The sequence below is a fragment of the Streptomyces cadmiisoli genome, assembly GCF_003261055.1.
Taxonomy (GTDB): Bacteria; Actinomycetota; Actinomycetes; order Streptomycetales; family Streptomycetaceae; genus Streptomyces; species Streptomyces cadmiisoli.
The window spans coordinates 6,901,308-6,913,467 of the sequence record NZ_CP030073.1 but is presented as its reverse complement, the minus strand read 5'-3'; the positions used below and the strand labels follow the sequence as shown (position 1 = coordinate 6,913,467).

Genomic DNA, 12,160 nt, shown 5'->3' with positions numbered 1-12,160 from the left:
GCGGCAGGTCGGCAACGACCGGTAGTGTTCGGCATTGCCGAACAGTGGCAGCGACGTCGCAGCTCGACGCTCGAAGGGACGGAGGCACTACAGCGATGGCACGGAACATCCAGTCGCTCGAACGGGCGGCCGCGATGCTGCGCCTGCTCGGGGGCGGCGAGCGACGGCTGGGTCTGTCCGACATCGCCTCGGCGCTGGGCCTCGCCAAGGGCACGGCCCACGGCATACTGCGCACCCTCCAGCAGGAGGGCTTCGTCGAGCAGGACGACGCCTCCGGCCGCTACCAGCTCGGCGCCGAGCTGCTGCGCCTGGGCACCACCTATCTGGACGTCCACGAGCTGCGGGCGCGCGCCCTGGTGTGGACCGACGACCTGGCCCGCTCCAGCGGGGAGAGCGTCTACCTGGGCGTGCTGCACCAGCAGGGCGTGCTGATCGTGCACCACGTCTTCCGGCCCGACGACAGCCGTCAGGTGCTGGAGATCGGCGCCATGCAGCCGCTGCACTCCACGGCCCTGGGCAAGGTCCTGTCGGCCTACGACCCCGTCGCGCACAGCGAGGTGCTGGAGAGCGACCGCAAGCCCTTCACCGACCGGACCGTGTGCGACCTCGAGGGGTTCGAGCAGATCCTCGACATCACGCGCGCGCGTGGGTACGCGGCGGACGTCGAGGAGACCTGGGAGGGCGTCGCCTCCGTCGCCGCGCCCATCCACGACCGGCGGCGCATGCCGGTCGGGGCGGTCGGCATCGCGGGCGCGGTGGAGCGGCTGCGCCGGGACGGCGAGCTGCGGCCCGAGCTGATCGCGGCGGTGCGCGACTGCGCCCGCGCCGTCTCCCGGGATCTGGGCGCCGGCCGCTTCTAGAACACCCATTCGATCATCACCGGGTCGCCGTACGGCGACCCGGTTTGCGGCATACCCTGAAATGGACACATCGGGCAGATCGCACCAGATCCGTCCCGAACCCCCGTGTCATGGGGCGATCAATAACGATCGCGCATTCGACAACAGAACTCTTGACGTGCGCGTGACGCCGAGGCAAGACTCCCGTCCATCGGTCGGCATTGTCGAACAGCTACCGGCAATACGCGCTAGAGTGTGACAGTGCCAGGTCTGATACCGCCCTCACCTGGAGGGCTCGCGAACCCCGGAAGGGATACGGGGTCTCGGCTTCCCCTGGACGAAGGACAAAGGAGTCGCGGGTGTCCAGCTCCGACATCTTCATCGGCGAGACCATAGGTACCGCCCTGCTCATCCTCCTCGGCGGCGGCGTGGTCGCCGCCGTTGTTCTCAAGGCCTCCAAGGCCCGCAACGCCGGCTGGCTCGCCATCGCCTTCGGGTGGGGGTTCGCCGTGCTCACGGCGGTCTACACGACGGCGCCCCTGTCCGGCGCCCACCTCAACCCGGCGGTCACGCTCGGTATCGCGATCACGAGCGGCGACTGGAGCGACGTCCCGGTGTACTGGGGCGGACAGGTGCTCGGCGCCATGATCGGCGCGACCCTGGTCTGGATCGCCTACTACGGACAGTTCCACGCCCATCTCACCGACAAGGAGATCGTCGGCGAGCCGAGCGCGGAGGCGAAGGCCGTCGAGGCGCGGGAGAAGGGCGCCGGCCCGGTCCTCGGCATCTTCTCCACCGGCCCCGAGATCCGGAACATCGCGCAGAACCTCGCCACGGAGATCATCGGCACCTTCGTGCTGGTCATCGCCGTCCTCACACAGGGTCTGAACGACAGCGGCAAGGGCCTCGGCACCCTGGGCGCCCTGATCACCGCCCTCGTCGTGGTCAGCATCGGCCTCTCCCTGGGTGGTCCGACCGGCTATGCGATCAACCCGGCCCGTGACCTCGGTCCGCGGATCGTGCACGCCCTGCTGCCCCTGCCCAACAAGGGTGGCTCCGACTGGAGCTACGCCTGGATCCCCGTGGTCGGCCCGCTCGCCGGCGGTGCCCTCGCGGCAGGCCTGTACAACGTCGCTTTTGCCTAGAGCAGGCTCGCCCGCTCTCGCAGCCGCAAGCATCACGCCGTACCCCGGCCCACCCCCAAGGACTCCCAGGAGCACACAGTGACCGACGCCCACACCGCCGGACCCTTCATCGCCGCGATCGACCAGGGCACGACCTCCAGCCGGTGCATCGTCTTCGACCGCGACGGCCGGATCGTCTCCGTCGACCAGAAGGAACACGAGCAGATCTTCCCCAAGCCGGGCTGGGTGGAACACAACGCCACCGAGATCTGGACCAACGTCCAGGAAGTCGTCGTCGGCGCCATCGAGAAGGCCGGCATCACCCGCGACGACATCAAGGCCATCGGCATCACCAACCAGCGCGAGACGACCGTGCTGTGGGACAAGAACACCGGTGAGCCCGTCCACAACGCCATCGTCTGGCAGGACACCCGCACCGACGCCCTGTGCCGGGAACTCGGGCGCAACGTCGGCCAGGACCGCTTCCGCCGCGAGACCGGCCTGCCGCTGGCCTCGTACTTCGCCGGACCCAAGGCCCGCTGGCTGCTCGACAACGTCGAGGGTCTGCGTGAGCGGGCCGAGGCCGGGGACATCCTCTTCGGCACCATGGACACCTGGGTCATCTGGAACCTGACCGGCGGTGTCGACGGCGGCCACCACGTCACCGACGTCACCAACGCCTCGCGCACCATGCTCATGAACCTGCACACCATGCAGTGGGACGAGAAGATCTGCGAGTCCATCGGCGTCCCGCAGCAGATCCTCCCCGAGATCCGCTCCTCCGCCGAGGTCTACGGCGAGATCACCGGCGGCACGCTGGGCGACCTGCTCGGCGGCATCCCGGTCGCCTCCGCGCTCGGCGACCAGCAGGCGGCCCTGTTCGGCCAGACCTGCTTCTCCGAGGGCGAGACCAAGTCGACGTACGGCACCGGCACCTTCATGGTGATGAACACCGGTGACAAGATCATCAACTCCTACTCGGGGCTGCTGACCACGGTCGGCTACCAGATCGGCGGCCAGCAGCCGGTCTACGCCCTGGAAGGCTCCATCGCCGTCACCGGTGCGCTGGTGCAGTGGATGCGCGACCAGATGGGCCTGATCTCCACCGCCGCCGAGATCGAGACGCTCGCGCTGTCCGTCGAGGACAACGGCGGCGCCTACTTCGTCCCGGCCTTCTCCGGTCTGTTCGCCCCGTACTGGCGCTCCGACGCCCGCGGTGTGATCGCCGGTCTGACCCGGTACGTCACGAAGGCGCACCTCGCGCGCGCCGTCCTGGAGGCCACCGCCTGGCAGACGCGGGAGATCGCCGACGCCATGACCAAGGACTCCGGCGTCGAGCTGACCGCCCTCAAGGTCGACGGCGGCATGACCTCCAACAACCTGCTGATGCAGACCCTCTCCGACTTCCTGGACGCCCCCGTGGTGCGCCCGATGGTCGCCGAGACCACCTGCCTCGGGGCCGCCTACGCCGCCGGTCTCGCCGTCGGCTTCTGGAACAGCACCGACGACCTGCGTGCCAACTGGCGCCGGGCCGCCGAATGGACTCCCCGTATGGACGCGGGCGAGCGCGACCGCGAGTACAAGAACTGGCTCAAGGCCGTCGAACGGACCATGGGCTGGCTCGAGGACGAGAGCTGACGAGAGCCATCCAGAGCTCACTGAGCTCCAGAGAGCTGACGAGGAGCAACAACTCATCATGACCAGCCAGCCCACCCTGCAGTCCGTGCCTGCCCTGGGGACACACCCGGCCTCCGGCTCCAATCCGAGCCGCGCCGAGACCCGGGAGCAGCTCTCCAAGGCGTCGTACGACCTTCTCGTGATCGGCGGCGGCATCCTGGGCATCTCCACCGCCTGGCACGCCGCGCAGTCCGGCCTCAGGGTGGCTCTGGTCGACGCCGGCGACTTCGCCGGCGCCACCTCCTCCGCCTCGTCCAAGCTGCTGCACGGCGGTCTGCGCTACCTGCAGACCGGTGCGGTCAAGCTCGTGGCGGAGAACCACTTCGAGCGCCGCGCGGTCTCCCGGCAGGTGGCCCCCCACCTGTCGAACCCGCTCACCTTCTACCTCCCCGTGTACAAGGGGGGACCGCACGGCGCCGCGAAGCTCGGAGCGGGCGTGTTCGCCTACTCGATGCTGTCGGCCTTCGGCGACGGTGTGGGCCATCTGCTCTCGCCCGCCCGGGCCCAGGCGGACGTGCCTGAGCTGCGCACCGAGAACCTCAAGGCCGTCGCCGTGTACGGCGACGACCAGATGAACGACGCCCGCATGGCGGTGATGACGGTCCGCGCGGCCGTCGAGTCGGGCGCGGTCGTCCTGAACCACGCCGAGGTGACCGGTCTGCGCTTCACCCGCGGCCGGGTCACGGGCGCCGACCTCAAGGACCGGCTGTCCGGCGAGGAGTTCGGCGTCAACGCGCGCCTGGTGCTCAACGCGACCGGCCCCTGGGTCGACCACCTGCGCCGGCTGGAGGACCCCGATGCCGCACCGTCGATCCGCCTGTCGAAGGGCGCGCATCTGGTCCTGAAGCGCACCGCCCCCTGGAAGGCCGCGCTCGCCACCCCGATCGACAAGTACCGCATCACGTTCGCCCTCCCGTGGGAGGACATGCTGCTGCTCGGTACGACCGACGAGATGTACGAGGGCGACCCCGCCGATGTCGCGGTCAACGACCGGGACATAGCCCAGATCCTGGACGAGGCCGCGTTCTCGATCCGGGACCAGCAGCTCGACCGCGACCTGATCACCTACGCCTTCGCCGGACTGCGGGTGCTGCCCGGCGGCCCCGGCGACACCGCCAAGGCCAAACGCGAGACGGTCGTCACGGAGGGCCGCGGCGGGATGCTGTCGGTCGCGGGCGGCAAGTGGACGACCTTCCGCCACATCGGCCGGACCATCGTGAGGAAGCTGGAGACGCTGCCCGGCCGGCCGCTCGGCGACGATTTCGAGCCGGTCTCCGAACTGCCCAAGCGGGTGCCGCTGCCGGGTGTCGCCAACCCGCGCGCGGTCGCCCACCGGCTGCTGGTGGACCGCCCGGCCCCCGGCCCGCGCATGGCGCCCGACACCGCCAAGCACCTGGCCACCCACTACGGCTCGCTGGCCTTCGACGTCGCCCGGATCGCCAACGAGAACCCGCGGCTCGCCGAGCGGGTCCACCCCGACGCGCCGGAGATCTGGGCCCAGGTCGTCTGGGCCCGTGACCACGAGTGGGCCGAGACGCAGGACGACGTGCTGCGCCGCAGGACCACGCTGACGATCCGCGGCCTGGCCACGGACGAGATCCGCACCAAGGTCCAGGACCTGCTCGACAAGAAGTAGGCGGGCGACACCGAGCAGGCCGCAAGGACGGCCGGCCACCGCGCCCCGCGCCGGAAAAGGGGCGGCTCCACGCCGACGGAGCCGCCCCTTTTCCATCCCGCGCGACCCATGGCACCCCGCATAATGTGGCCCATACATCGGAGGTCTTGGTCCGCAGGGATTCCGCAGGGAGGCCGGCCATGGCGGTGACTGACGAGGCGATCGAGAAGATCAAGGCCATGATCGTCTCCGGTGCGCTGCGGCCCGGCGACCGACTCCCCAGGGAGAGCGAACTGGCCGCCGCACTGGGCCTGTCCCGCAACTCCCTGCGCGAGGCGGTCCGGGCGCTGTCGCTCATCCGCATCCTGGACGTGCGCCAGGGCGACGGCACCTATGTGACGAGCCTGGACCCGCAACTCCTCCTCGAAGCGCTCAGCTTCGTCGTCGACTTCCACCGCGACGACACGGTGCTGGAGTTCCTCGCCGTGCGCCGCATCCTGGAGCCGGCCGCCACGGCGATGGCGGCCACCCGGATCGACGAGCGGGAACTCGACGCCCTCACGGCCCGGTTGGACGCCCTGGGCGAGGCGCCCGGGGTGGAGGAGCTCGTCGCCGGCGACCTGGAGTTCCACCGCGCCATCGTGCGGGCGTCGGGCAATTCGGTGCTGTGCTCGCTGCTCGACGGACTGTCCGGGCCGACCACGCGGGCCCGGATCTGGCGGGGCCTGACCCAGCGGGACGCGGTCGGCCGCACCCTGCACGAACACCGCGCCATCCTGGCCGCGCTGCGCGACCGGGACGCGGAGGCGGCCCGCTCCTGGGCCACCGCGCACATCGCGAGCGTGGAGCAGTGGCTGCGCAGCACACTGTGACCCCGCCCCCCGCCGCGGGCGACCGCTCGGATGAATCGCGGGGTGTCCGGCGATGGCGAACGGGGCAGTGATCCGTTCACTCCCCCGTGCAAGGGGGCTGCGGGCGCCCCCGCCGCACGCCGTAAGGTTGGTTCGTCAGGCGAGGGCACGTCGGAAGGAGGCACTGGGTGATCGAGCTCGAGGGGGTTCCCGAGCTGATCGACCCGGTCATGGTGGCCGCGTTCGAGGGCTGGAACGATGCCGGCGACGCCGCCTCCACCGCGGTCGCGCATCTCGACAGGGAGTGGAAGGGCGACGTGTTCGCGGCGCTGGACGCCGAGGACTACTACGACTTCCAGGTGAACCGCCCCACGGTGTGGATGGACGCCGGCGTCCGAAAGATCACTTGGCCGACGACAAGGTTGTCGGTGGTCCGGGTCGGCGGCGACAAGCCGCGCGACCTGGTGCTGGTCCGCGGCATCGAACCGTCCATGCGCTGGCGCTCGTTCTGCAACGAGCTGCTCGGCTTCGCGCACGAGCTGGGCGTGGAACTGGTGGTGATCCTCGGGGCTCTCCTCGGCGACACCCCGCACACCCGTCCGGTCCCGATCAGCGGGACCACGTCCGACCCGGACCTGGCCCGCCGTATGGACCTGGAGGAGACCAAGTACGAGGGCCCCACGGGCATCGTCGGTGTCCTCCAGGAGGCGTGCACGCACGCGGGCGTGCCGGCGGTGTCGCTGTGGGCGGCCGTGCCGCACTACGTCTCGCAGCCGCCGAACCCGAAGGCGACGCTGGCCCTCCTGAACCGCCTGGAGGACCTGATCGACGTGCGCATCCCGCTCGGCGAACTGCCCGAGGACGCGCGCGCCTGGCAGGTGGGGGTGGACCAGCTGGCCGCCGAGGACAGCGAGGTCGCGGAGTACGTCCAGACGCTGGAGGAGGCCCGGGACACCGCCGAGCTGCCGGAGGCGTCGGGCGAGGCGATCGCCCGGGAGTTCGAGCGGTATCTGCGGCGCCGTGACGGCGGCAGTCCGCCGGGCGGTCACGCGACGGCGGACGGCGGGGACGGCCCGTACCTGCGGGACAACCCGAGCGGCCGGACCCGGCCGCCGAAGCCCGCCAACGACGACGAGGACTCGTCCGACGAGTGACCGCGAACGCGAGTGGGCCGCTTCCCCGTGACGGGGAAGCGGCCCACTCGCGTGATGCGGTGTTCCGGCGAGGCCGGGCGTGCGCCCCACGGGACGGAGAGGTGCCGCCGTGCCGCACGGCGTGTCCGCGCGGGACCGCACGGCCTGTCCGTACGGCGGTCGGTGCGTCCCGCGCCGGTGCGGACTTCTACAGGGCCACGCCCAGCAGGGCGTCCACGGCACGGCTCACCACACCGGGGGCGCCGGTGTCCGTACCGCCCCGCTCGCGCTGCTCGTCGGCCCAGCGGTCGACCGCGGCCAGCGCGGACGGCGCGTCCAGGTCGTCGGCGAGGGCGTCGCGGATCTCCTCGACCAGCGCGTCGGCGCCGGGCCCGTCGGGCCGGGAGACGGCGGAGCGCCAGCGGTCGAGCCGGGCCTCGGCCTCCCGCAGCACCTGGTCGGTCCACTCCCAGTCGGACCGGTAGTGGTGGGCGAGCAGCGCGAGCCGGATGGCCGCGGGATCGACGCCGTCCCGGCGCAGCCGGGAGACGAAGACGAGGTTGCCCTTGGACTTGGACATCTTCTCGCCGTCCAGGGCGACCATGCCGGCGTGCACGTACGCCTTGGCCATCGGGAACCGGCCGGTCAGCACCTGGGCGTGCGAGGCGCCCATCTCGTGGTGCGGGAAGGCGAGGTCGCTGCCGCCGCCCTGGACGTCGAAGCCCATCCCCAGGTGGTCGAGGGCGATGGCGACGCACTCGATGTGCCAGCCGGGCCGGCCGCGGCCGAGGGAAGCGCCGTCCCAGCTGGGCTCGCCCTCCCGGGCCGCCATCCACAGCATCGGGTCGAGCGGGTTCTTCTTGCCCGGACGCTCCGGGTCACCGCCCCGCTCGGCGGAGAGCAGCCGCATGGCGGAGGCGTCCAGGTTCGACACCTTGCCGAAGTCGGGGTCCGACTCGACGGAGAAGTAGGTGTCCCCCTCCAGCTCGTAGGCGGCGCCCGTGTCCCGCAGCCGCTCCACCAGCGGCACGATGCCGGGTATGGCCTCGACCGCGCCTATGTAGTTCCGCGGCGGCAGCATCCGCAGGGCGGTCATGTCCTCGCGGAACAGCGCCGTCTGCTCCTCGGCCAGGGCGACCCAGTCGACGTCGTCGCGGTCCGCCCGCTGGAGCAGGGGGTCGTCGACGTCGGTCACGTTCTGGACGTAGTGCACCTGCCGCTGGTTGTCCAGCCACACGCGCTGGACGAGGTCGAACGCGTTGTAGGTCGCCGCGTGACCCATGTGGGTCGCGTCGTACGGGGTGATCCCGCAGACGTAGATGCGGGCGACCGGACCGGGATCGAGGGTGACGAGACCGCCGGTCGCGGTGTCGTGGATCCTCAGGTCGCGGCCCTGACCGGGCAGGGCGGGGACCTCGGAAGCGGGCCAGGCATGCATGAGATGAGCCTAACCGGACTGGAGTTCCCCAACCGAACCGGACCGGGCCGGATGGCTGGGAAGGCGCTCTTGCGCCGATCTGGGCCGTATGCCCCGGGCGGGTGCCGCCGGTTCTACACGGGCGGCCACGGAATCGCCGGCCACTGACCGCTCGGTTCCGGGTGCACACCCGAGGCGAGCAGGAGGTCCACACGCGCGCGCGTGGCGTCGATCTCCGCGTCGGTGATCAACGGGGCCAGCCGCTCCGCGAGCGCTCCGCCCTCCTTCAGCTCCTCCTTCAGCCGCCGCAGCACCTCGGCCGCCTCGGCGGTGAGCGCCTCTCCCGCCCACCCCCACAGCAGCGTCCGCAGTTTGTTCTCGACGTTGAAGGTGACCCCGTGGTCGATGCCGTAGAGCCGTCCGTCGCCGGTCGGCAGCAGGTGTCCGCCCTTGCGGTCGGCGTTGTTGATCACCGCGTCCAGCACGGCGAGCCGGCGCAGCCGCTCGTCGTCGGCGTGCACCAGCAGCGCGGTCGCGCCGTCCCCGACCTCCGCGAAGCCGATGGCCTTCCAGCCGGGGTCCGGCTCCTCGGCGTCGACGAGGGCGAGCAGCTCGGTGTCCGGCCGCGCCTCGATCCACAGCTGGCACATGCCCTCGCCGTGGGGCCCGTCGCGCAGCACGGTGGGCGGCACCAGGCCCCAGCCGGTCGCCTCGGAGATCAGATACGCGGCCACCTCTCGCTGCGCGAGTGTGCCGTCCGGGAAGTCCCACAAGGGGCGCTCCCCCGCGACGGGCTTGTAGACGCACGCCGCCTCCTGGCCGTCCAGGCTCACCGTGCAGTACAGGGCCGCGTTGGAGGCGCCACGGATACGCCCGCGCACGGTCAGCCGACCGGTGGCGAGCAGGGCGGCGTGTGCCGGACGGGGCTCCACGTGTGCCGCGCCCGGTTCGGCGTGTGCCGGACGGGGCTCGGCGTCCGCCGTGCCGGGCTTCGCGTCCGCCGTCATGCCCCGCGGCGGTATCCGTTCTGGCGCGGACATACATGTCCTTCCGGGTCGAGCGGCAGGCTGCACAGGGGGCACGGCGGCCGACCTGCGTTGACGACGTCCAGGGCGCGTTTGGCGAAGGCGCGGGCCTGCACCCCGGTGAGCCGGACCCGCAGCATCGGGGGCCCGTTCTCCTCGTCCTGGAGCAGGCGCTCCTCCGCCTCGGCGAGGTCCTCGTCGGAGTCCGCGTCGAGCTCCACGAGGGCCTGCGCCTCGACGATCATGCGCTGCTCCTCGCCGTCCCAGGCGAGAGCCATCGTGCCGACCCGGAACTCCTCCTCGATGGGAGTGTCCAGGGGCGCGGTGTCGGCGATCTCGGTGGGCGCCACGGCCGGTACCGACGCGCTGCCGCCGCTGCGGCGCACCACCTCGTCCAGCAGTTCTTCCATGCGCTCGGCGAGCGCTGCGACCTGGGTCTTCTCCAGGGCCACGCTGGTCACCCGGGAGCCGGCGACGGCCTGGAGGAAGAAGGTACGGCGCCCGGGCAGTCCGACCGTACCGGCCACGAAGCGGTCCGGGGGGTCGTAGAGGAACACCTGACGGGACACGTCCTGTCTCCATTGAGTCGTGGGTGGATCGTGGTGGTTCGTGTCGCGGGCCGGCCGGGGATCCGGGGCCGGAGGACCGCCGTACGGAACCACCGGCCGCGGGCAGGCACGGCGTTACCGCGACCGCTTCACCCTACTGCGGCCGACGATCACGGTGCGCCCGCACCGCCCCCCACCGGTGCGTCCCCGGCCGGGGGTTCCTCGCGCGGCACCAGCGAGGCGAAGTCCCCCGTGTCCCCGAGGCGCACGAGGAAGGGCCTGAGACGGGTGTAGCGGATCGCGGTGATGGAACAGGGTTCGACGGAGATCCGCTGGAAGAGATCGAGATGAAGTCCGAGTGCGTCGGCGACCAGGGACTTGATGATGTCGCCGTGCGAGCACATCAGGTACACGGCGTCGGCGCCGTGCTCACGCTCCACGCGCGCGTTCCACTCCCGCACCGCCTCCGCGGCCCGGGTCTGCATCGCCCGCATCGACTCGCCGCCGGGGAACGCGGCGGCGGACGGGTGCGCCTGCACGACCTCCATCAGCGGCTCGTCCATCAGCTCGGCCAGTTTGCGCCCGGACCAGTCGCCGTATTGGCACTCCCCGATCCGCTCGTCGGTGTGGACATTGAGGCCGGGGCGGGCGTCGAGCAGCGGCCGTATCGTCTCCTGGCAGCGCTGCAGGGGGCTGGTGACGACTTCGGCGATCGGCAGTCCGGCGAGCCGGTCGGGCAGCGCGGCGGCCTGCGCGGTGCCGCGCTCGTCGAGGGCGACGCCGGGCGTCCAGCCGGCGAGCACACCCTCCGTGTTGGCGGTGGAACGTCCGTGCCGGACGAGAATCAGCGTGGGCATGCGGCCCAGGGTAGGCGCAGGCCCGGGTGCGGCGGCGGGACCGGAGGCGGAGAATACGCCGGGTGATCGTCGATTTCGCCATCTACCGCGAAGGGCGGCGGACGGAGGGCCCCGAGGACCTCTCGGACGCCCTGGCCGAGGCGCGCGCCGCGGGCGGATTCGTCTGGATCGGGCTGTACGAACCCAGCGAGCGGGAGTTCGACCTGGTCACCGAGGAGTTCGCGCTGCATCCCCTGGCGGTCGAGGACGCCCTGGAGGCCCACCAGCGGCCCAAGCTGGAGGTGTACGACGACTCGCTGTTCCTGGTGCTGAAACCGGTCATGTACGAGCCGCGCAGCGACTCGGTCTCCACCGGCGAGGTCATGGTCTTCCTCGGCGACGCGTTCGTGGTGACCGTCCGGCACGGCGAGGGCTCGCCGCTGGCCGCCGTGCGGCGACGGCTCGAACAGGAACCGAAGCTGCTCGTGAAGGGGCCCACGTCGGTGCTGTACGCCGTCGCGGACGCGGTCGTCGACCACTATCTGGACGTCGCGGGCGAGTTGCAGACCGACCTGGAGGAGCTGGAGGCGGAGGTCTTCTCACCGGACGGCGGCGGCTCCCGCTACTCGGCGTCGCGGATCTACACCTTCAAACGGCAGATCCTGGAGTTCCGCAGGGCGACCGTGCCCCTGGCCGGACCCCTGACCCGGCTCGCGGGCACGGCGGCGTTCGGCACCACCGTGCCCTTCGTCAACGAGAAGGCTCAGCCTTTCTTCCGCGACGTCAGCGATCACCTGGCGCGGGTGAACGAGTCCGTGGAGGCCCTCGACCGGCTGGTGTCCGACGTGCTGTCGGCCCATCTGGCACAGATGACCGTCCGGCAGAACGACGACGTACGGAAGATCTCCGCGTGGGCGGCCATGGTCGCGGTCCCCACGCTGATCGCGGGGATCTACGGCATGAACTTCGCCCACATGCCGGAGCTGCACTGGCTGTGGTCGTATCCGGCGGTGATCGGGGTGATGGTCGCCCTGGTGGTCCTGCTCTACCGGTTGTTCAAACGGCGCGGATGGATGTGAGGGAGAGGGACGGACA

At 71.2% G+C, this 12,160-nt stretch carries 11 protein-coding genes; 7 read left to right on the top strand and 4 right to left on the bottom strand.

Annotated elements, in window-relative coordinates; translation table 11 throughout:
* Positions 1–95: 95 nt before the first annotated feature.
* The 6 genes from DN051_RS30350 (at position 96) to DN051_RS30325 (ending at position 7,260) form a co-directional block, all read left to right on the top strand.
* Entirely contained in the window at positions 96–860 is a 765-nt protein-coding gene (locus tag DN051_RS30350; RefSeq protein ID WP_053758029.1) for an IclR family transcriptional regulator, read from the top strand.
* 338 nt (positions 861–1,198) lie between these two features.
* Positions 1,199–1,984, top strand: a complete 786-nt coding sequence (locus tag DN051_RS30345) for an MIP/aquaporin family protein (RefSeq protein WP_053758030.1) — start codon at positions 1,199–1,201, stop codon at positions 1,982–1,984.
* 78 nt (positions 1,985–2,062) lie between these two features.
* Entirely contained in the window at positions 2,063–3,601 is a 1,539-nt protein-coding gene (glpK, locus tag DN051_RS30340; protein WP_112439978.1) for a glycerol kinase GlpK, read from the top strand.
* Positions 3,602–3,659: 58 nt separating this feature from the next.
* The gene (locus DN051_RS30335) at positions 3,660–5,276 is read left to right on the top strand and encodes a glycerol-3-phosphate dehydrogenase/oxidase (RefSeq protein ID WP_112439976.1); all 1,617 of its coding nucleotides are present in this window, start codon (positions 3,660–3,662) and stop codon (positions 5,274–5,276) included.
* Positions 5,277–5,455: 179 nt separating this feature from the next.
* Complete coding sequence (locus tag DN051_RS30330; RefSeq protein ID WP_053758033.1) at positions 5,456–6,127, top strand: FadR/GntR family transcriptional regulator; 672 nt, start codon at positions 5,456–5,458, stop codon at positions 6,125–6,127.
* A gap of 167 nt (positions 6,128–6,294) precedes the next feature.
* On the top strand, positions 6,295–7,260 hold the full coding sequence (locus DN051_RS30325; RefSeq protein ID WP_053758034.1) for a PAC2 family protein: 966 nt from the start codon (positions 6,295–6,297) through the stop codon (positions 7,258–7,260).
* A gap of 187 nt (positions 7,261–7,447) precedes the next feature.
* Here the strand turns inward: DN051_RS30325 and mshC are convergent, their stop codons facing one another.
* The 4 genes from mshC to DN051_RS30305 all read right to left on the bottom strand — a co-directional run bounded on the left by mshC (position 7,448) and on the right by DN051_RS30305 (position 11,086).
* On the bottom strand, positions 7,448–8,677 hold the full coding sequence (gene mshC / locus DN051_RS30320) for a cysteine--1-D-myo-inosityl 2-amino-2-deoxy-alpha-D-glucopyranoside ligase (protein WP_112439974.1): 1,230 nt from the start codon (positions 8,675–8,677) through the stop codon (positions 7,448–7,450).
* 113 nt (positions 8,678–8,790) lie between these two features.
* A complete protein-coding gene (locus tag DN051_RS30315) occupies positions 8,791–9,696 on the bottom strand; it encodes an SCO1664 family protein (RefSeq protein WP_199314711.1) in 906 nt (301 codons plus the stop codon).
* A complete protein-coding gene (locus DN051_RS30310; protein ID WP_053758036.1) occupies positions 9,660–10,250 on the bottom strand; it encodes a DUF3090 domain-containing protein in 591 nt (196 codons plus the stop codon). Before DN051_RS30310 ends, DN051_RS30315 begins: the two co-directional genes overlap by 37 nt.
* A 149-nt stretch (positions 10,251–10,399) precedes the next feature.
* Positions 10,400–11,086 carry a histidine phosphatase family protein gene (locus DN051_RS30305; protein WP_112439971.1) on the bottom strand — a complete coding sequence of 229 codons (687 nt, stop codon included), beginning with the start codon at positions 11,084–11,086 and terminating at the stop codon, positions 10,400–10,402.
* Positions 11,087–11,148: 62 nt separating this feature from the next.
* Here DN051_RS30305 and corA point away from each other — a divergent pair, with 62 nt between their 5' ends.
* Positions 11,149–12,144 carry a magnesium/cobalt transporter CorA gene (gene corA / locus DN051_RS30300; RefSeq protein ID WP_053758038.1) on the top strand — a complete coding sequence of 332 codons (996 nt, stop codon included), beginning with the start codon at positions 11,149–11,151 and terminating at the stop codon, positions 12,142–12,144.
* The last annotated feature ends 16 nt before the right edge of the window (positions 12,145–12,160 follow it).

Bases quoted from the DNA above. Each gene is read 5' to 3' on its own strand.
- DN051_RS30350 (WP_053758029.1), top strand. From the start codon at position 96: ATGGCACGGAACATCCAGTCGCTCGAACGGGCGGCCGCGATGCTGCGC.
- DN051_RS30335 (WP_112439976.1), top strand. From the start codon at position 3,660: ATGACCAGCCAGCCCACCCTGCAGTCCGTGCCTGCCCTGGGGACACAC.
- DN051_RS30330 (WP_053758033.1), top strand. From the start codon at position 5,456: ATGGCGGTGACTGACGAGGCGATCGAGAAGATCAAGGCCATGATCGTC.
- mshC (WP_112439974.1), bottom strand. From the start codon at position 8,677: ATGCATGCCTGGCCCGCTTCCGAGGTCCCCGCCCTGCCCGGTCAGGGC.
- DN051_RS30315 (WP_199314711.1), bottom strand. From the start codon at position 9,696: ATGTCCGCGCCAGAACGGATACCGCCGCGGGGCATGACGGCGGACGCG.
- DN051_RS30305 (WP_112439971.1), bottom strand. From the start codon at position 11,086: ATGCCCACGCTGATTCTCGTCCGGCACGGACGTTCCACCGCCAACACG.